This is a genomic window from Paenibacillus contaminans (assembly GCF_003285015.1).
Classification (GTDB): domain Bacteria; phylum Bacillota; class Bacilli; order Paenibacillales; family NBRC-103111; genus Paenibacillus_V; species Paenibacillus_V contaminans.
In genome coordinates, this window is sequence record NZ_QMFB01000001.1 from 363,404 (window position 1) to 382,902 (window position 19,499).

The 19,499-nt window shown below is 48.3% G+C and carries 16 protein-coding genes; 14 read left to right on the forward strand and 2 right to left on the reverse strand.

The window, feature by feature from the left end; all coding sequences use genetic code 11:
* Positions 1 to 61: 61 nt before the first annotated feature.
* The 12 genes from DQG23_RS01725 to DQG23_RS01780 all read left to right on the forward strand — a co-directional run bounded on the left by DQG23_RS01725 (position 62) and on the right by DQG23_RS01780 (position 15,001).
* Positions 62 to 886: a phytanoyl-CoA dioxygenase family protein gene (locus DQG23_RS01725; RefSeq protein ID WP_113029057.1), complete on the forward strand. Its 825-nt coding sequence runs from the start codon at positions 62 to 64 to the stop codon at positions 884 to 886.
* A gap of 542 nt (positions 887 to 1,428) precedes the next feature.
* Complete coding sequence (locus DQG23_RS01730; RefSeq protein ID WP_113029058.1) at positions 1,429 to 3,348, forward strand: alpha-amylase family protein; 1,920 nt, start codon at positions 1,429 to 1,431, stop codon at positions 3,346 to 3,348.
* Positions 3,349 to 3,376: 28 nt separating this feature from the next.
* Positions 3,377 to 5,113 carry an exo-alpha-sialidase gene (locus DQG23_RS01735; RefSeq protein ID WP_113029059.1) on the forward strand — a complete coding sequence of 579 codons (1,737 nt, stop codon included), beginning with the start codon at positions 3,377 to 3,379 and terminating at the stop codon, positions 5,111 to 5,113.
* Positions 5,114 to 5,196: 83 nt separating this feature from the next.
* A complete protein-coding gene (locus DQG23_RS01740; RefSeq protein ID WP_113029060.1) occupies positions 5,197 to 6,198 on the forward strand; it encodes an S-layer homology domain-containing protein in 1,002 nt (333 codons plus the stop codon).
* A 153-nt stretch (positions 6,199 to 6,351) separates the two neighbouring features.
* Positions 6,352 to 8,049, forward strand: a complete 1,698-nt coding sequence (locus tag DQG23_RS01745; RefSeq protein WP_113029061.1) for a type 2 periplasmic-binding domain-containing protein — start codon at positions 6,352 to 6,354, stop codon at positions 8,047 to 8,049.
* 75 nt (positions 8,050 to 8,124) lie between these two features.
* The gene (locus DQG23_RS01750; protein ID WP_113029062.1) at positions 8,125 to 9,027 is read left to right on the forward strand and encodes an ABC transporter permease; all 903 of its coding nucleotides are present in this window, start codon (positions 8,125 to 8,127) and stop codon (positions 9,025 to 9,027) included.
* A gap of 33 nt (positions 9,028 to 9,060) precedes the next feature.
* Entirely contained in the window at positions 9,061 to 9,936 is an 876-nt protein-coding gene (locus DQG23_RS01755) for a carbohydrate ABC transporter permease (protein WP_113029063.1), read from the forward strand.
* Between the two features lie 78 nt (positions 9,937 to 10,014).
* Entirely contained in the window at positions 10,015 to 11,838 is a 1,824-nt protein-coding gene (locus DQG23_RS01760; RefSeq protein WP_113029064.1) for a sensor histidine kinase, read from the forward strand.
* A complete protein-coding gene (locus DQG23_RS01765) occupies positions 11,807 to 12,622 on the forward strand; it encodes a response regulator transcription factor (protein WP_113029065.1) in 816 nt (271 codons plus the stop codon). Before DQG23_RS01760 ends, DQG23_RS01765 begins: the two co-directional genes overlap by 32 nt.
* Before the next feature lie 280 nt (positions 12,623 to 12,902).
* Entirely contained in the window at positions 12,903 to 13,226 is a 324-nt protein-coding gene (locus tag DQG23_RS01770) for an ArsR/SmtB family transcription factor (RefSeq protein WP_113029066.1), read from the forward strand.
* A gap of 15 nt (positions 13,227 to 13,241) precedes the next feature.
* Positions 13,242 to 14,654 (forward strand): arsenic transporter, encoded by a 1,413-nt coding sequence (locus DQG23_RS01775; RefSeq protein WP_113029067.1) that lies wholly within the window; start codon positions 13,242 to 13,244, stop codon positions 14,652 to 14,654.
* A gap of 89 nt (positions 14,655 to 14,743) precedes the next feature.
* Positions 14,744 to 15,001, forward strand: coding sequence for a DUF2164 domain-containing protein (locus tag DQG23_RS01780; protein ID WP_113029068.1), 258 nt, complete (start codon positions 14,744 to 14,746; stop codon positions 14,999 to 15,001).
* A gap of 222 nt (positions 15,002 to 15,223) precedes the next feature.
* Here DQG23_RS01780 and DQG23_RS01785 read toward each other — a convergent pair whose 3' ends face one another.
* Both DQG23_RS01785 and DQG23_RS01790 read right to left on the reverse strand, forming a co-directional pair.
* A complete protein-coding gene (locus tag DQG23_RS01785; RefSeq protein WP_113029069.1) occupies positions 15,224 to 15,334 on the reverse strand; it encodes a sporulation protein YjcZ in 111 nt (36 codons plus the stop codon).
* A gap of 172 nt (positions 15,335 to 15,506) precedes the next feature.
* Entirely contained in the window at positions 15,507 to 16,709 is a 1,203-nt protein-coding gene (locus DQG23_RS01790; RefSeq protein WP_113029070.1) for a DUF418 domain-containing protein, read from the reverse strand.
* A gap of 147 nt (positions 16,710 to 16,856) precedes the next feature.
* On the opposite strand from DQG23_RS01790, the gene DQG23_RS01795 reads away from it, so the two are divergent.
* The gene (locus DQG23_RS01795; protein WP_113029071.1) at positions 16,857 to 17,570 is read left to right on the forward strand and encodes a response regulator transcription factor; all 714 of its coding nucleotides are present in this window, start codon (positions 16,857 to 16,859) and stop codon (positions 17,568 to 17,570) included.
* Positions 17,567 to 19,330: a sensor histidine kinase gene (locus DQG23_RS01800; protein WP_113029072.1), complete on the forward strand. Its 1,764-nt coding sequence runs from the start codon at positions 17,567 to 17,569 to the stop codon at positions 19,328 to 19,330. Before DQG23_RS01795 ends, DQG23_RS01800 begins: the two co-directional genes overlap by 4 nt.
* Positions 19,331 to 19,499 lie beyond the last annotated feature (169 nt).

Genomic DNA, 19,499 nt, shown 5'->3' on the forward strand with positions numbered 1-19,499 from the left:
TCTTGTGGTCTACAATAAAAGAAGTAAGCCACTTTGACTAAGAAAAAAAGAGGTGTCCATCATGGGAGTTATTCCTTATACCATCACGACAGCTGATAAAGAGAGATTTGATCAAGACGGTTATTGGATCAGCCCGAAATTACTGGATGACGAGACAATCGAGCAACTTCGCGGAGCACATGAGCGCATATGGAAGAAAGATTATGATGGGGCTGGGATGCCATTGCATGTCTTCAAACTTTCGGAGAATCCGCATGCTCTTCGTAAATTCGATAATGGCTGGTGGATTAACGATGAAATTCGGAGTGTTGTCACTGATCCGATTTTAGGAGAAATGGCTGCGAAGCTGCTGAACGAGGACGAGATTCGTTTATGGCATGATCAAGTGATCTACAAGCCAGGCACTTCAGGTCAAGAAACAACAGCTGGAAATGTGGGATGGCATCAAGATTACGGCTATTGGCGATCAAGCAGCACAACGAATATGGTGACCGTTTGGATTGCATTGCAGGATACAAATCTGAATAATGGCGGCATGATGACGATCTTGGGTTCACATAAGTGGGGCGCAGTCGAGGGAAGTGATACATTCTTCGAACAGGATATGGTAAAGCTGAAGCAACGTTTTGCAACGCGTGATTGGATTGAGGAGCCTTGTATACTAAAAGCTGGACAAGCGAGCTTCCACCATGCGCTAACCTTCCATGGATCGTCAACAAATTTTACAGATCAGCCTCGATTATCGGTTGTTGCTCATCTAATGCCTGGAGATACCTTTTACAAAGAGGGCAGAGCACGGCATGATAATGTTCGATTGCTCGGGCCACGTCCGCAATTTGGACAGAAGTTCGATAATGAGTTTTTCCCGTTACTGTATTCCAAATAAGCAATAGACAGTGAGTGTGTAAAGGGAGAAAATCGTTCACATTTATCAGAAATCGCGATTTCAATAATTGAACTTATGTTGAATATCCTCAGGAAGTAATACCATTCAACAAGACAACATCTAAAAATCTAAAGTGAAGTTAAAATTATTAATATAAGTTACCTACCACAATGCGAATACCTCGTATTGTGGTTTTTCTTTATATTTGAGTGTTTTCTCCAGGCATTGTTTACAAAAAAGTTAAGCATGACTCATGAGAAAGACTTGTAATGGACATTTATTGATGCTAGTGCAAATACATCGATAAACTGTCACCTTGATGATTTTGTAAGTTGCGGCTTTTTTCAATTGTCAATCAGTATGAAGCAGCTCTTATTAATATTATCCACCAAATCTTAAGCTTTTTGTATGGAACCTCGCAATTGGCCGGTGTTACCATAAAACCAATGAAAACGCTTTACCGAGCAGTGTTAATAAAATGCGACAACAGATGACAAGATGCAAAAGGAAATCATTCACATACGGAGGTATGACCCGATCACATGAGAAAAATCAAAAGAGCTGTTCATATCGATTTCCACAACTTGCCGGATATTGCCGACTTCGGCGCCAATTTCGATGCGCAAGTGTTCGCTAACACGCTCAAGGAAGCGCACGTCGAACACGTGAACGTTTTTGCCAAATGCAATATCGGCTTCGCCTACTATCCGACGACACTTGGCACGATGCATCCTCACCTGCATTTTGATATGTTCGGGCAAATCGTGGAAGCGTGCCGCAAGGTGAATATTGGCGTAACCGCCTACTTGAACGTTGGCCTCGATCATGAGATGGCCAGAAAACATCGCGATTGGACTGTCGTCAACAAAGACGGGCAAGTGCTCTACGGCGACCGCACGGCCAACTTTTTTCGCACGATGTGCTTGAATACCGGATACCGTCAATATTTGCTGGGCATGATTCGCGAAATTACGGAACGATACCCCGTGGAAGGTTTTTTTCTGGATATTATGTTTCTCATTGAGCCTTGTTATGGAAACGAGTGCCTGGAAGCGATCAAAGCGAAGGGCGGAAATCCGCTGAATGATAAAGAGGTGCGGGATTTCTCGCAGGAGACGCTGATCTCCTTCTCGCGGGAAGTGAAAGCCATTATTGGACCGGATAAATTTTTGTATCTGAACGGGTTGCTGCCGGCCGATACGGAGGGGCTGCGCACGCATATCGAGATCGAATGTTTGCCGTGCGTCTGGGGGTATGATTTTTTTCCGGCGCATGCGGCATACGCGCGAAATCTGTGGCAGCAGGCGTTGTACATGACCGGGAGGTTCAGCGCGGACTGGGCCGATTTTGGCGGGTTGCAGAACAAAGCATCCTTGCTGAATGACTGTTGGGATGCGCTGATGAACGGTTTGACGACTTCGATCGGCGATCATATGCACCCCCGCGACGGCTTGAATCCAACCGTATATCGGATGATTGGCGAAATCTATAGGGAACTGGAACGTCTTGAACCGTGGACGGAAGATGCCGAGGTGTTGGCGGATATCGGGATATTGGAGCTGGCAGGCGGTCATTTATGCGATGGGCATGCCGGCGTTGCCCGGATGCTGGGAGAATTGAAGTTTACGTATGACATTATTGACGAGCGTCACGATTTTGCCAAATACAGGGTTCTGATTTTGCCGGACAATGTGCGCGTTTCACCGGATCTGGCGTCCAGACTGCGGCAGTTCATCGCCGGCGGAGGCGGCGTCCTCAGCACCGGTCATTCCGGATTAAACCCGGAAGGCACGGCTTTTACCCTTGAGGAATGGAAGATGTCGTATGCAGGCGAAGACCCCTGGAACAGCTCATACTTTCGCATGCGGAAAGACACAGGCGGCGAAATTCCGGACATGCTGTGCGGGATTTACAAACAGGGCATTTTGCTGCAGGTAGACGAGGGAGCGGAGGAGATCGCCGAATATTGGCAGCCTTACTTCAATCGGCAGTGGGATGGCTTTCACGGGTCGTTCTACACGCCGCCGGACCGCTATGCGGGACATCCGGCAGTGGCAAAAGCGGGTTCGATTATCCAGTTCTGCTTCCCGGTTTTTGGTGCGTATATGAAGCACGCAATGAATTTCCACAAGCGTATGGTCGGCTACTGCCTGAACGGTCTATTGCCAGTTCCGTTGATTAAATGCGAAGGCATTCCATCGACGGCGCGAATAGCGGTGACGGCTAAACATAACATGCGGATGATTCAGGTAAAACTGACACATCCCGAGCCGAGAGGCAAGCTGAATATTATCGAAGACTTGCCATCGCTGGATGGCGCAGTCGTATGGGTAAAGGGGGAATCAGCGAACCGCGTCTATTCGGCGCCAGGGAAAGAAGCGCTGCCATTTGAAATCAGTGATGGCTATATTCGGATCCCACTGCCGAGAATTGACGGTTATGCCATGTTTGTAGTTGAATGACAACGATTCTAAACGGGAGGTTAGACGAATGAAAAAAAGCAGTCTCATGCTTCTGATTGCCATGGTTATGTCCCTATTGGCGGGGGCTCTTCAAGCAAGCGCATACAATGACCCGAACCGGCCAGTGAACCCGGTGTATGAAATGACGGTAGTAGAAGCCAATGAAAATACGGTTACGAAGAGGGGCTTCAGCAACGCTATTATCGAATTGAAAAATAATGAATTGCTGCTTACCTATGACGACTTCAGCGATATTCAGGATCAATCAACGGGGCATATTTCGGGCAAAATTTCTACAGATGGCGGTAGGACCTGGGGAACGAGTTTTGTTGTACAGGGAAATATAGGTAATCGGAATGTCATGAACCAGGGGATTGTTCGGTTGAAGTCCGGTGAACTTGCTTTGTTTTTTCTCAAGAACGATGATGACACACATCAGTTCATGTATATGATACGTTCCGCTGATGAAGGAAGAACTTGGGGAGATCCTGTACAGCTAACATCGAGTGCAGAATCGGGAAACCAACCGACTGGCAATGACCGTGCCGTCGTACTTAGCTCCGGGAGAATTGTTATGCCGATCTTTGGAAAAGGACCGGGAATAACGGCTGGCATACGTACCGTCTATTCGGATGATGATGGGGATACCTGGCAGTTGGGGGGGATTGTCGATTTCAGCCATCTCAGCTCGACGGCATATCCTACGGAACCTGTCCTGGTCGAATTGAAAGATCATCGCCTCATGATGATGATTCGCACAACGCTCGGTAAAATTTACAAAGCGTATTCGGAAGACGGCGGCGAAACATGGGGCGGAGCGATCGCGACCGATCTGAATTCTCCTTATACGCCGTATGCGCTTAAGAGAATTCCGGACAACGGCATGGGGCCGCTGATGCTCATCTGGAATAACACGACGAATCCTGCTGAACGTCGGCCTTTAACGATGGCGATCTCCAATGATGAAGGAGAGACGTGGACGAATTTCATCAATCTTCAACCTCCCAGCGGGCTAGGTGTTTATGATGCTGCTTATCCGTCTGTCACTACGTACCGCGATGAGCTTTTGATTGTCTATTATACGAAGTATTTTTATAACAATTTCGCAAATTCGACATTGCCGCTAAAGCTGCAAATTTGGAAGCTGGCCGATGTTACGGCGGGAACCGGTTTCGGCAACGCAACAGCCTTAACGTCATCTGTCAACTCGGTTGAGTCCGGCAAAACATTTAAAGTGAAATACCGCTTAAACAGTGTCGCCGCGGCGGTGTATGCGCAGGACGTCTCTGTCGCTTACGATCCGGCGGCCGTTGAATTCGTATCGGCAACGTCGATCAAATCCGGGGTCAGTCTGCTTGAAACCGGTACGGCGGCGGGCGAAGTCCAACTGATATTGGCCAGCGCAGGTGCCGGTAACGCGGTAGTCGATGCTACGGACATTGTGGAGCTCACCTTCCGGGCGAAATATGTCTCGCAAGCAACGACCAGCGAGATCCGAATCGACAGCGCCACGTTGGCCGATGGACAAGGCATCGAATATGCGGCTGCCGCTTCTTCGTTCAGCGTTCAAATTGCGCCGGTCGTGATCGGTGATCTGAATCATGACAACAAAGTGACGATTGGAGATTTGGCGCTTATCGCCGCTAATTACGGCAAAGATTCGAACAGTCCGGATTGGGCGTTAATCGAGCATGCCGATTTGAATCACGATGGCAAGATCGACATCGAGGATCTGGTGCTGCAAGCTCGCAAAATCAAAAAATAGTATGCATATTGCGGTCCGGGAGGGGGAAGCGTTTCAGCTTCTCCTTACCGGAGGCAGATCAAGATGAAGGCAGGTGATCTGATTTGCTCAGGCGAATCGTATGGCTGGCGATTTTGTTGATGGGCACGGCTCATCTGTTATATGCCCCGGCATATGCCGAAGCGGCTCCCATATATGAGTTGATTGCGGGCAAGATCGCAAACGGACAAGTTACGCTGACAGTAAGCGGGAAAAACCTTGTCGAATTTTACGGCTACGAAGCTGAATTTTCCTATGATCCCGAATCCCTTGAGCTTCTGGAGTTCAATTCCGGCCGGGAAGGCTTCGCGATTGCGCCGATCGTCAAAAACAACAAAGTGATTATCGCGCATACAAAAATCGGCGATGTGGCCGGCGACCGGGGAAATATCGCGATCGGCACGCTGACGTTCAAGCTCAAAAAGTACGGGGAATCAACCGTGAAGTGGGAATCGATCAAGGTCGTCACCGGACAGGCGCAAAGTACGACAACAGCCGTTGGCAAGCGCGTTGCGATTAGCAAAGCGTTCGCCGATCTCGACGGGCATTGGGCGAAGGCGGATATCGAATGGCTCGCGATGAAGGGCATTATCGAAGGCGTGGATGACACGCATTTCAAGCCGGACGCCGAGGTGACAAGGGCGCAATTCGTCGCGATGATGGCAAGAGCGCTAAAGCTGCAGGTTTCGACGACAGTCGATCCGTTCGATGACGTGCCGCAGGACGCCTGGTATGCAGATGCCGTGCGAAACGCCTACGCTGCGGGTATGATTAACGGCATCACGTATGAACGCTTCGCGCCTGAACGAGATATTACGAGGGAAGAGATGACGGTTATGTTGATGCGGGCGGGCAGACATGTTGCGGCAGACGTTTTTAAGGACGTATCAATCGAGCTGACATTTACGGATGCGAGCGAGATCAGCAAGTGGGCTGTTGGCGATGTCACGCTTGCCTTGCATGCCGGTCTGATGCAGGGCGGACTGTATAACAAATTTATGCCGCAATCACAGGCAACTCGCGCGGAGGCGGCTGTTGTCATCAAACGATTATTATCGCACCTGTAGGGGAAACAATCAGCATGAAGCCAGAAAAAAGATCGGGAACGATAGTTTAACATTATCCACCCAATCTTAAGCTTTTGGAATGGTTCCGGCATGTGCCGAGTGTTACGATAAACAAAGAAAGCGCTTGAAAAAACAGCGAAGGAGCTATTGCAAATGAAAAAGGGGATTATGTCGTTCGTGTCTGGTGTGCTGGCCATCAGCGTAGTTGCAGGTTGCTCGTCAAGCAATAACAACGAGGGAGGATCATCGTCATCACCATCGCCATCGTTACCGGCATCCGCAACCAAGGCTGAGCCGGCGACGCTGACATTCGGGACTTACCACGTACCGGCAGATTCGCGTGACGACTTTGACCAGACTGCGGTCGGGAAGGCAATCAAAGAGAAGTTGAACATCACGCTCAAAATTCGCGGCTCCCAAAATGTAGAGCAGGATTTTGTAGCGGACATGGCTGCGAATAATTTGCCGGATATCTTTATGGTTACCGCCAGCAGCACAACGCCGCAAAGCCTGGAAATGATGACGAAGGCCGCGAAAGAAGGGATGCTTGCCGACCTGACCGACTATATTCAGAAAACGGATATTTTGAAGGACGTCATGAAGCCGAATCGGATGCCGCTCTATACGTCGAACAGCGTCTTCAATCCGGAGTTCAACGGCAAGGTGCATTTCCTTCCCGCCTGGTATTCGACAAAAGAACCGGCATTAAACGGCTTCGGGTTATATTTGCGGGGCGACATTGCGAAGCAACTGAATTTCGACACGTTATCGATTCGTACGCCTGATGACCTGTATCAGCTGGCCAAGAAGGTCAAAGAAGGAAACTTCAAAGACGTGAACGGCAAACCGGTATACCCGATCGGGATGATTAGCGCCTGGAATCAAAACTTATATCAACTGTTCAGAGGGTTCGACTACGGAAAAAGCGGATTCGCGCTGATCGACGGCAAAATCAAAAGCTTCATCGAATCGGAGCAAATTTGGCAACAAATACAGTTCGTTCGCAAGCTGGTTGCAGAAGGATTGATCGATCAGGAATCGTTCGCGCACTCCTATCAGATTGGCTCCGAGAAAGTAGCTCAGGGACGCAATGCCGTTATGCCGTACCTTGCTGAAGGAGTGGTGCAGACATTAGCTGATACGCATCCTGAAATGAAGTATGTCGCGCTGTCGCCGATGAACGATTTCACCGGATCCTCGGATCAAGTCATCAACTTGGGGATGGAACCGTATCTGATGATCGGCGTATCCAAGAAAACGAATGTCGAAGCTGCCGTGCGTCTGTTGGATTGGCTGAATACAAAGGAAGGCAGGGCGACTGTCGGTTATGGAGCCAAGGATCAACAATGGACGTTCGTTGACAAAGGTCTTGCCAAGATGAAGGACGAAGTTTTTGCCGAAATGCAAGCCGATACGACTGCTTTCCAAATCAAATACGGTACCGGAAGCAAACTAGAAATTCCAGCGCTCATTACCGGTTTCGATGCTGCTTACGATATTTACGGCGGTAACCTAAGGAACCCGTGGTATCTGAATAACAAAGAAGTATACGACAAGGTTGATGCTTACATAAAGGTCGTCATGCCTAAGCTTGTCGTCAAAAATCAATTGGACATCAGTATGTTGATGACGAATTATCCGCAGAAGGATCAATTGATGCCGGTCCTGCAGCAGTTGAAAGACATCCTCGCCCGCTGCTATCTGGCGAAAACCGACAAAGAGGCGCAAGACCTGTTGGAAGGCTATCGTTCAACATTGAACAAGAACGGTTATCAGGAATATATTCAGTTTCTGCAGAAGGAATATGACAAAGATCCTTCCGTTTATCTCGTTTCCTCGGGAACGTATTAAGATGTGTTGGAAGAACGCTGTTGCCGCCCATAAGTTATGAGCGGCAACATATTCAGACAGAATGGGTGAACGATTATGAAGGGTATGTTCGAGTATTTGAAAAAAAATGTTCAAGTGTATATCATCATTGTTCCGGCGATTATTTACTTTTTTATTTTCAACTATTTGCCGATGCTGGGGCTGTCGCTCGCTTTCCAGGATTATAAATTTTCCAAAGGCATGTTTCTTAGTCCGTGGATAGGGTTCAGATACTTCGAAGCTTTTTTTAATTATTTCAATTTCTGGAATATTATCAAGAATACACTCGTTATTAGTTTTTACAAGCTTATCTTGTTTTTTCCGATACCGATTGTTTTCGCGATTATGCTGAATGAAATTCGGAACAAATTTTTCAAGCAAGTGCTTCAGACGATTTTTTATATGCCTTATTTTATTTCCTGGGTAGTCGCCATTACCATTTTTCAGCAATTCCTTTCTATCGACGGAATTATTAATCAAATTCGTGCATCGTTCGGGTATGAAGCGATTTATTATATGAACGATCCGTTTTATTTTTACCCGATCATGTTTATTTCTTATGTATGGAAAGTGACGGGGTGGAGCGCGATTATTTATTTGGCGGCTATATCCGGCATTGATCCCGAACTGTTCGAAGCTGCGAAAGTCGATGGGGCCGGTAAATTGATCCAAATATGGCATATCACAATCCCTTCCCTTGTTCCTATAGCTGCCGTTTTGTTTATTCTAAGCCTCTCATCGTTATTACATGCCGGATGGGAGCACGTTTATTTGCTTCGCACGCCAGGCAATATGAACGTATCCGACATCCTGGACACGTATGTGATCCAGACAGGGTTTTCGAATGGCCAAATCGGTTATGCAACAGCCGTTTCCTTGTTCCAAAGCGTGATCGGTTTAATCTTTGTTATCATTTCCAACGCAATTATTAAAAGGAAAAGCGAAGTCAGCGTCTTTTAATCCGGCGGAAACTACATTTTTGGGGGTTTTGCAATGATCAAGCGCAGGTCACCGCTAGGTTTCATGAATGCGTTTCTGTTATTCATGCTCGGCCTGATGACGGTGTATCCTTTTTACAATATTTATGTGTATGCGTTTAACGAAGGGCTAGATTCTTTAAAGGGCGTTCTATATGTATGGCCGAGAAAGTTTACCTTCGACAATATCGTGAAAGCGTTGACGCAGGAAGGGATTATGGCCGCCTTTCAATTGTCCGTGCTGCGCACGGCAGTAGGCACGCTGTTGACGCTGGTCTGCTCGTCTTCGCTCGCTTACGCCATGACAAGAAGGGAGATTAAAGGATATCGGTTCTTCTCGACGTATTTCTTTATCACGTTTATTTTTAGCGGAGGGCTCATTCCCTTTTATATTATGATAGTGAAGCTTCATCTTTATGATACGTTCTGGGTGCTTGTACTGCCGGGCATTTACAGCTTCTGGTACATGATCATTTTCCGCACCTTTTTCGACTCGATCCCAAAAGCGTTGTCGGAAGCTGCGGCGGTTGAAGGCGCCTCTTTCATGCATATTTTCGTTCGCATTATGGTCCCGCTGTCGAAACCGGTATATGCGACGATCGGTCTGCTCGCCGGCGTCAATTATTGGAATGACTGGTTCGCCGGCCTATTCTTCGTCAAGAAGGCATCTCTGCTCCCGCTGCAAAGCTTGCTGCAGAAAGTGATGAACCAGACGGATATGATCAGTAAATTCGGGCTTGTCCCAGGCGATAACACATTGACGCAAACCGTGACGCCTTATTCGATCAAGCTGGCGATTGTCGTCATTTCGATCACGCCGATTATTCTCGTGTACCCGTTCCTGCAAAAGTATTTCGCCAAAGGGATGATGCTTGGTTCGATCAAAGGATAGGCTATCCATCTGTTCGTTTGGTATGATAAAATAAATCTCGCAATAAGAACGCTTTCATCGCTCAGGAGAGGACGTGACATGATGATCAGCATGTATCGCTCTCTCCAAACGCGCTTGATCTTATTTTTGGTGCTCACGATTGTGATGACTTCGGGTCCGACCCTCTATTACGTTTATCATGAAACGCGCAACAACATGGAGAAGCGATCCAGCGATTTTATCGAGACGTCCATGACGCAAATTTCCGGGCAATTTAACGATTTGATCGAAACGATTTATAAGACGATGTTGATGCTAACGGCGAACAAAGATTTATGGGAATTGTTAAGAAGTGACTATTCATTGGACAATTCGTCCGATATTCGTTGGGTGCGAAACCAAATATCGATGTTCCGAACGATCAATCTATCCATTGATTCCGTCTTTATCGTCGATTTTCGCAATCAATATGTGATTTCCTCGGTGGAAGGCGCTTTGTCGGCCGCTATGAATTCCAAGGTATCCGAATATATCGGTTTTTTGTACGATCCGCAAAATAATATTTTGCAGAACAAGCTCATCGTGGCCAAAAATGACGGCAGGTATTACAAGCAATTCACAGGCGGCTCGGGGCCTACGAATACGTATTCGATTATTGCTCCGATTCGGGATCTTGTGCTGGGCCAGACATTGGGCGTTATGGTCATTAATTTGGCGGACACTGCGGTTAAAGGCATCTTCGAAAACACGCGCTTTTCGGACGGGGCGGTCATCCATCTCGTCGATGACGAAGGGGTGATTCTATCCTCCAGCGTCGGCGCAGAAGCCGGTAAAAAGCTGCCGGAAGCTTTCCGTTCTACGGGCGGCCATAGTGGCGTAGTCAGTTACGATCATAAGGAATATTTGATTACAAGAACGAAGACCGCATACAACGACTGGTCGTTCCTGGCTGTGACGCCTTACCAGACATTGATAGAACCGAATCAACATGCAATTAAAGTTGGGCTTGTCTACGTCCTTATCGCATTGATCGCCGTTTCTTTTATCCTGATCGTCCTGATCGAGCGCTACTTCTACAGGCCGATACACCGCTTGTTCAAGGAGATTCGGCAGAACCATAACGGCGTGAAGCAGTCGCTCGGCAAAGTGTCGAACATCCGTTTTCGCAAGGATGAGATTGGCTATATTTTTCAAAGCTTTAACGGCATTCTTGCCGATAAAGAGCAACTCGTCAAAAATATGTATTCGCAAAAGCTGATTTTGCAAGATACGAAAATCCGGCTGCTGTATTCGCAGATCAACCCGCATTTTCTGTACAATACGCTCGATAATATTCGCTGGCTGGCGATGGGTTTAAGCGGAGGAGAAAACCGGGTCAGCCAAACGATACAGAGCCTGTCGGATTTGCTGAGAAACAGCGGGAAGATCGATGTTCAGCTCGTTAGCGTTGAAGACGAATTGCTATTGCTGGACATGTATATGGACATCCAGAAGATCCGATATGGCGATAAAATCCAAATGAGGCGTCACGTACAGGAGCAAGCGTTGAAGTTGAAGATTATGAAGTTTATTTTGCAGCCGCTTGTGGAGAATGCGATCGCGCATGGCATTGAGAGGCTGGAGCATAGCGGGACGATCTCGCTGTCAATCCAGTTGGCGAGCAGCCACCTGGAAGTTGAGGTCAGCGATGACGGCTTCGGGATGGATGAGGAACGGCTTGAGGTCGTACGCCAAGTCATAAACGGTTCAATCGTCATGGAGAACAAAGCGATCGGTTTAAGAAATATTTACGAGCGTATCCAATGGTACTATGGCGAGACGGCGGAACTAACGATTTCAAGCAAAGCAGGCGAAGGCACGACGGTCAAGGTCATACTTCCCATAACGGCAGGTGATTCTTATCTACACGGTACTGATCGCTGACGATGAACGTAACATCAGAGAAGGACTCCAGGCGTTTATTCCCTGGCAATCCATCGGACTCAACGTAACGGGTTTAGTTGATAACGGACGTAGGGTCGTCGATCATTTGTCAAAGCATCCCGTCGATATTTTGCTGCTCGATATTCAGATGCCGCTGCTTACCGGATTGGAAGTGATGGAGATCGTCAATGACCAATATCCGCAGGTCAAATCGATTATCCTAAGCGGTCACGCGGATTTCAAGTATGCGCAGCAAGCGATATCGTACGGGGTATCGGAATATATGCTGAAGCCGATCAATATCGCGCATATGTGCGACGTGCTGGGCAAAATCAAAAAAAGCCTGGATGCACGGAATGGCGTATCGGAAGTTCAAGGTGCGGAAGACCATGATCATCAGCAGCTGCTCGAGCAGCTCAATAGCGGGTCGATTCAAGGCACAAGCCGGAAGAAACGAATTGTGGATTTGGCCAAGGAGTGGATCGATCATCACTATTCGGAAAACTTCGGATTGGACAGTATCGCCGATCAATTCCAGATCAGCAAAGAATATTTTTGCTCGATATTTAAGGAAGAAACGGGTGAAAATTTTTCGCAGTATGTAAAGGGACTTCGGATGGAGAAAGCCATCAGCCTGATGAGAAACGATCCGGATTTGCGAATTTATGAAATTTCAGAAAAGGTAGGGTATAGGGAGTCCAAATACTTTTGCCGCGTCTTTAAGATGCATTACGGGCAATATCCGGAAGAGTATCGCCAAAGAATCACGACAATTACACGATAAGGAAGCAGGGGGATAAGAGATCTCGCTCATTAAGCGATGAGAGTATTTGGTGTGTCACAACTCTGGTACAGTTTTTGTTAGCTTGTCATGGGTAGAAGGTCAAGTTCTTGTCGTTCGATAAACTACATGATTCCGGCAGCCGATGGCATCATGGCTGCCGGAATCATTTTACAGAATTTAAATAAGCAAATAATTATATGCTCATTTACAGAAGGGCCGAAGTATGAGAAAATAGGTTAGCAATAACGACCGTTACGTTTTCCATGAAGGAGTGTCGAATATGACTGAAATCGAAGAGACGGCTGACGTCTTGAAGCTGCTCGGCGACAAAAACAGGCTGACGATTATCGCCTTGCTCAACGAAAGGGAGCTGTGCGTTTGCGAAATTGTCGATATTCTAAAAACAAGCCAGCCCAATATTAGCCAGCACATGCGCAAGTTAAAAGACGGCGGGCTCGTCAAAGAATCCAAAAGAGGCCAATGGGTTTATTATTCGCTTCATATTCAAGACAAGCCTTACATCGCGGAAATTATCAAACAGATTCCTTCACAGCGGGATAAGCTCCAATCCTCCTCATGCGAAGCGAATGCATGCAGCAATTAGTTCGGGAGGACGCATATGGTTTACATTGCCGTTATTATTTTTCTTGTCACGCTGGTCTTTGTCATTTGGCAGCCCAAAGGTTTGAATATCGGCTGGTCGGCAAGCGCAGGCGCCGTCGTCGCCTTGATTTGCGGCGTGGTCAGCTTTGAAGATGTAGGCACGGTTACTGGCATCGTTTGGAACGCTACCTTAACCATTGTAGCCATCATTCTTTTTTCGCTGGTGCTTGATGAAATCGGTCTTTTTGAGTGGGCCGCACTGCATATGGCAAGGCTGGCGCGGGGAAACGGAATTCTTATGTTCGTGTTTATCATTCTGCTGGGATCCGCAGTATCCGCTTTATTCGCAAACGATGGCGCCGCATTGATCATTACGCCGATCGTTCTCGCTATGGTAAGGGCGCTCCAATTTAACGAGAAAATGGTTTTACCGTTTATTATGGCCAGCGGATTTATCGCCGATACGGCATCGTTGCCGCTCGTCATCAGCAATCTGGTCAATATCGTATCCGCCGATTATTTCAACATCGGTTTCGCCGAGTATGCAAGCCGCATGATCGTACCGAATTTCTTTTCCATCGCCGCCAGTCTATTGGTGTTATATTTGCTCTTCCGCAAGAGCATTCCGAGGAGTTATTCCGTCGCCCAGCTCCCGCTGCCCAAGGAAGCCATTAAAGATCTGAGGCTTTTCAAATTGTCCTGGTTCATATTAGCGGCTCTTCTTATCGCTTATTTCGTCAGCGAATTCCTGAAGATACCGGTATCAGCAATCGCCGGATTAGCTGCATTAGCGTTTCTGGCGGCTGCTAGAAAAAGCCCTGCGATTCATACATGGAAGCTCGTCAAAGGGGCGCCGTGGGCGGTCGTCATTTTCTCGATCGGCATGTATGTTGTCGTTTACGGACTTCGGAATGCCGGACTCACGGATATTCTGGGCAGCGTCATTCAAGCGGTTTCCGATCAGGGGCTTTTCGCCGCTTCTCTCGGAATGGGCTTTATCGCCGCGATTCTGTCATCCGTCATGAATAACCTGCCAACGGTCATGATCGACGCACTCGCCATACAAGGCACGAATACCGGGGGCTTTGTTCGGGAGGCGCTTATTTACGCCAATGTGATCGGTTCGGATCTCGGCCCCAAAATCACGCCGATCGGCTCCTTGGCCACGCTCCTCTGGCTGCACGTATTATCCGCCAAAAACGTGAAAATCGGCTGGGGGACCTATTTTAAAATCGGTATTGTGCTGACCGTTCCTACTTTATTTATTACGCTTACGGGACTTTATTTGTGGTTGTACCTGATTCAATCCTGGAACGTGAACGTGTGGCTATGTATGGGAGCTTTCGCAGTCTTGCTCGCAGCGCTGGGAATTGGCATTAATGCTATTATGAGAAGTAAGCTTGCCAAAAGCGAGCATCAAAGCATATAACCCTTCAACATGCAAACAAAGGACAATCGGCAGGAATACACGGTCTTAAACGCGAAATCATAAACGTACAAGATCGGGAGGCGAGAAGCATGATGAACCTAAAGCTGCCGCGAGAGCAAAAACAGCAATTGATCGAACGTGTGCAAAGTTACTTTTACGAGGAAAGATCGGAGGAAATCGGCGATCTTTCGGCAGAATTATTGTTGGATTATATGATAAGGGAGATCGGCCCCGTTATTTATAACCAGGCGATTCAAGACGCGATAAAAACCGTCGGCGAGAAAATGGTTTCCTTGGAAGATGATCTCCATTCTCTGGAAAAACCGGCTACAGCTAACCGGCGTTAATCATCGTCCGTCAGGGAGGTGCAAGGGAGGGGAACTGGCCGGGTTCCCCTCCGAGCGTTGTCGGTTGCTTTATCTCCAAGAACATGCGCAAGCGCAAGCGACGATTACAAGCAGAATGAAAAGGACGAGTATAGTGCCAATAGAAGTGAATCCTCTGTTTCCGCAACCGCGAACTTCTGCAACTTCACCCATTCGCTTTTCCTCCAATCAATTGAGAATCAATTAGTAGCCGCCGAAACCCATCATACCGCACGAACAAGCGACAATCACCAACAAAATGAACAATACCAAAATTGTACCGGTCGATGTGAACGCTCCGCCAACAAATGACATACGTACCCCTCCTTATATTGGCTTCATCCGGCTTCGAAGCCCCGGAAGTTTGCTTCCTGACCGGGTCATCTCAACCGGAGGTCTGAAAACATAATATGGCGTATAATTGTTTTTGTTTGGGTGAATGCCGATAGTTATAAAGATTAGGGTAAATGCCCGGGGTAGCACAACGCTATGCACCGGCAGCCGGTGATTCTTTGCGTCGTTTGGATTTACCCGTAATCGTAAAGTAAGTCCACATGCGCAGAAGCCGTTCAACCGGTCCCGAGTGATAACGCGTCAAATACAGTTTGCTTGTGATAAGCTGAACTGCGTAAATAACGATTGCCATTCCGCAGCCCGCAAGCACGCCGAGTTTTCCGAACCAGCCGAAGCCGTATCCGTAAAATAACGTCGTACAGATGACCGATTGTACAAGATAATTCGTTAGAGACAGTTTGCCCACGGCTTCGAAGCGTTCGAGCCAAACCGTAGTTTTCGCTCTGGAGCAAAGCCAGGCAAATGCGAAAATAAATCCGAGCGCAAGCAGGTTACCGCCGAAAAGCTCGCCCGCTCCGCTCCACCAATAGCCTGGAAGCACATGCTTCAACATTTTCAGCAGCAGACCCGCAGGCAGGAAGAGAAGCATGTTGTTGCGATACGAGGCACGTTCACCTTCCGGATTATCGAACCATCGCCGCTTCGCCGCATACATGCCGAAAAGAAACAGCGGAGCGGTCATGAACGGTGCCATCAGCAGTACGGCAACAATCAGAAAGCTGTCTTCGCCCAGAGGATCTTCGGTTTCTCTATGGTGCTGTATCTCCTCATAGGTACCTGTTCCGTAAACGGTTATCGTTTGTTTTACGTATGCTTCCATGCGAATATCGGCTTCTACAGCGGATGCGTTTTTGCCGTCTTCCGGCACGAGCCCCAATAGTCCGAATAAACAAAGCAGCACGGTCCCCCATACGAGAAGTGTCCTCGGCGTCCTGTTCATGAACAGAAGAAGGAAGAAGCCCATCATACCGTAAAACCCCAATATATCGCCCTCCCACAAATAATGGGAATGCAGCAAGCCGATTGCAAACAGCATAAGAAAGCGGCGGATCAAACAGCGTTTAGGCTTCAAGCCTTTCGATTCCAGGCTTTCCTTCATCTTGATCATGCCGTAGCCGAACAGAAATGTGAAGATCGGCATAAAGCTGCCCTCGATCAATATCGTAACGAGCCGATGAACGACGGTATCGGTTTGGGCGGGCGCATAAAGCTCCATCTTGTCTTTGCCCCAAATGCCGTATTGGAATATAAGCATGTTCGCCATCAAAATACCGAGTAAGCTGAATCCCCGCAAACCGTCGATGATACGATTGCGATTGTTTGGTTTGTCCTCCATTGCTATCACCTCGGCTTGATTGTAGCAATGGAATTTGAAGGTTCGCGAAAGAGAAGCTTAACGTTTGTTTAACGCTTTTCCAACCCGTTTAGCTGGAATTAAGAAAGGTTTGGTACAATACGGGGTGAACGAGTTTGGAGGGATTTTATGCAAGACGCCAAAATACTGCTGATCGACGACGAAACATCAATCCTGCAAATGCTTGACATGGTTTTGCGCAAAGAAGGCTTTCGCCATATTTACACGGCCGGTACGGCGCAGGAAGCGCTGCGTCTTCTCGGCAAGCATGGAGCGGACGTTATTTTGCTGGACGTGATGCTTCCGGATCAATCAGGATTCGATTTATGCCCGAAAATCCGCGAGCGTTCTGACGCGCATCTTATTTTTGTAACTGCCAGAACTTCGGACTTGGACGTACTTACCGGGTTTGCCACCGGCGGCGACGATTACGTAACGAAACCGTTCAACCCGCTCGAAATTGCGGCAAGAATCAAAGCAAGACTGCGGCGGGGGATTACACCTTCCATACCGAAGATCGAGGAAGACAGGAAAAGACACGACTTCGGCTATTTTGCGGTGGATGAAAAAGCGGGAGAGCTGCTTGTCGAAGGCAAACCGGTTTCGATTCCGGCGCAAGCTTATCAGCTGCTGCTTTATTTGTGCAAGCATCCGAATATCGTCTTCTCGAAATCGCAGCTCTATGAAGCGGTCTGGGGGATAAACGGCGCCGGAGACGATAACACGGTAATGGTTCATGTCCGCAAAATCCGCGAACGTATCGAGCCCGATCCCGGCGAACCGAAATTTTTGGTGAACGTACGCGGTCTTGGCTATAAGCTGATTAAGGAGAAAGGGCTATGAGCCGGATCCGCAGAAGAATTGCCGTTCATTTTACGCTTCAGTTTTTTTTCTTGTGGGTGTTTGTGGCGGTCACGATGCTCGGCGCTTTACTGCTGCTGCTTCAGTACCTGGTGAATCAGGATTTGCAAAAAACGTTCCCTTACGGGGCGGTATCGAACATCGCTACGGAAACTGTTGTCGAAGGTGATCGCGTTACAATCCCTTCGAGATGGGTTAAGCAGCTTACGGAAGCGGGGTATTGGCTGCAAATCGTCGATGACGAAGGGAATGTCGTATATTCCTCGAATACGCCTGATGGCAAGCTGAAAGCCTCTTACGGAGCTGCCGAGCTTTTGCAAATTGAACAAACCGGCCGTTTCGGCGCATTTAAGGTCATGACGCAGCTCGATACGACGGATAAACCGCTCTTCTACATGCTCGGCGTGGAGGATCGGGGAGCGGAGCGGCTGGACGAGTGGGCGCGGGAGTTCGGAGAAAACGGGCTTGTCCGTAACGGTTCGATCCCCGAACTGGAACAAGCGCTGGGGAGCTCCGGACAATACGTCCAAATCGTCGGTCCGGACGGGCGGATTATACAGTCGATCGGTCCCGCGGTCCGGAATGAACCTTATCGCCCTCTTGAGCTGATCTCGATGAGTGCGGAGCCGGCTTCCCATACTACCGATATTTCCGTTTCTTTTGACGATGTGACGGGCAACGCATGGATTCTGCACACCGTGAAGGAAAGCCGTGACGTGACCCGGCAGCCGATTTTGCATGAGGTGATTTTGACCCTTATTTATTTGGGCGGGTTCTTGCTGCTGTTGACGCTCGCCTTCGCGATTTGGCACGGCTACCGCTACGGGCAGCCTTTGCTGCTTTTTACCGATTGGTTCGAACGGATGGGCAAGGGACATTATCATGAAGCGCTGACTGAAAAGGACAAGAAAAAAGTGTTTCGCAAAAACGGCAAAATCCGGATGCGATACCGGCTGTACAAGGAAGTGATTGCCGGATTTTACGATATGGCGGCCAAGCTTGAAGCGTCGGAGAAGGAGCGCTTCCGTTTGGAGAAGACGAGAGAGGAATGGATGACCGGCATTTCCCATGATCTCCGGACGCCGCTGGCCACGATTAAAGGATATGGACATTTGCTGGAAAGCGGCCAGTTCACGTATACGGAAAACGAGCTGAAGGATATGGGCGGCATGATTCGGAGGAAAGGCGATTATATGCTTGAGCTTCTGCACGATTTCTCATTGACGTTTCAGCTGAAAAATAATGCGGTCCGGATGCAGCGGGAAGATATCGAGCTTAATGAACTTGTCCGCCGCGCCGTGCTGCGTTATGTGAACGATGCGACGATTCGGCATGTCGATTTCGCTTTCGAGGAGCATAAGCATGATTTGCTCGTGAAGGGCAGCGCCAAATGGTTCGGACGGCTGCTGGATAACCTTATCACGAACGCAGTCAAGCATAATCCCGATGGGACGCTAATTACCGTGCGGACGGCGGCGGAAGAGAACGAAGCGATCATCGTGGTTGAGGACGACGGAGCGGGCATGGATGAGGAAACGAAGCGGAGCTTGTTCGAACGGTATTACCGCGGGACGAATACGGATGAAGCAACCGACGGAGCCGGACTCGGAATGAGCATCGCGAAAGCGATTGTCGTCGCATACCAGGGGAGAATAAACGTGGAATCCCGAGAGGGCGAGGGGACGAAAATCATCCTCCGTTTTCCGCGGCATACGGGTAAAGGACGTATAGTAGAACGGTAGCCGGGTCCTTACGACGGTAATGACAATCTGCCGATAAGCTGAAAAAAAGAGCAATGCCCTGTGGCATTGCTCTTTTGTATATATGTTTTAGACATAAGTAAATACAATTTTGGTAATCTCGTTATCCATATTATTAGTATAAATCAGAGAAAATTATAAGTCTATACAT

What these genes read in the sequence shown, in the direction of transcription:
- DQG23_RS01735 (WP_113029059.1), top strand. Translation starts at nt 3,377, where the DNA reads ATGAAAAAAAGCAGTCTCATGCTTCTGATTGCCATGGTTATGTCCCTA.
- DQG23_RS01750 (WP_113029062.1), top strand. Translation starts at nt 8,125, where the DNA reads ATGAAGGGTATGTTCGAGTATTTGAAAAAAAATGTTCAAGTGTATATC.
- DQG23_RS01795 (WP_113029071.1), top strand. Translation starts at nt 16,857, where the DNA reads ATGCAAGACGCCAAAATACTGCTGATCGACGACGAAACATCAATCCTG.
- DQG23_RS01775 (WP_113029067.1), top strand. Translation starts at nt 13,242, where the DNA reads ATGGTTTACATTGCCGTTATTATTTTTCTTGTCACGCTGGTCTTTGTC.
- DQG23_RS01780 (WP_113029068.1), top strand. Translation starts at nt 14,744, where the DNA reads ATGATGAACCTAAAGCTGCCGCGAGAGCAAAAACAGCAATTGATCGAA.
- DQG23_RS01760 (WP_113029064.1), top strand. Translation starts at nt 10,015, where the DNA reads ATGATGATCAGCATGTATCGCTCTCTCCAAACGCGCTTGATCTTATTT.
- DQG23_RS01790 (WP_113029070.1), bottom strand. Translation starts at nt 16,709, where the DNA reads ATGGAGGACAAACCAAACAATCGCAATCGTATCATCGACGGTTTGCGG.
- DQG23_RS01800 (WP_113029072.1), top strand. Translation starts at nt 17,567, where the DNA reads ATGAGCCGGATCCGCAGAAGAATTGCCGTTCATTTTACGCTTCAGTTT.
- DQG23_RS01725 (WP_113029057.1), top strand. Translation starts at nt 62, where the DNA reads ATGGGAGTTATTCCTTATACCATCACGACAGCTGATAAAGAGAGATTT.
- DQG23_RS01745 (WP_113029061.1), top strand. Translation starts at nt 6,352, where the DNA reads ATGAAAAAGGGGATTATGTCGTTCGTGTCTGGTGTGCTGGCCATCAGC.
- DQG23_RS01755 (WP_113029063.1), top strand. Translation starts at nt 9,061, where the DNA reads ATGATCAAGCGCAGGTCACCGCTAGGTTTCATGAATGCGTTTCTGTTA.
- DQG23_RS01770 (WP_113029066.1), top strand. Translation starts at nt 12,903, where the DNA reads ATGACTGAAATCGAAGAGACGGCTGACGTCTTGAAGCTGCTCGGCGAC.
- DQG23_RS01785 (WP_113029069.1), bottom strand. Translation starts at nt 15,334, where the DNA reads ATGTCATTTGTTGGCGGAGCGTTCACATCGACCGGTACAATTTTGGTA.
- DQG23_RS01730 (WP_113029058.1), top strand. Translation starts at nt 1,429, where the DNA reads ATGAGAAAAATCAAAAGAGCTGTTCATATCGATTTCCACAACTTGCCG.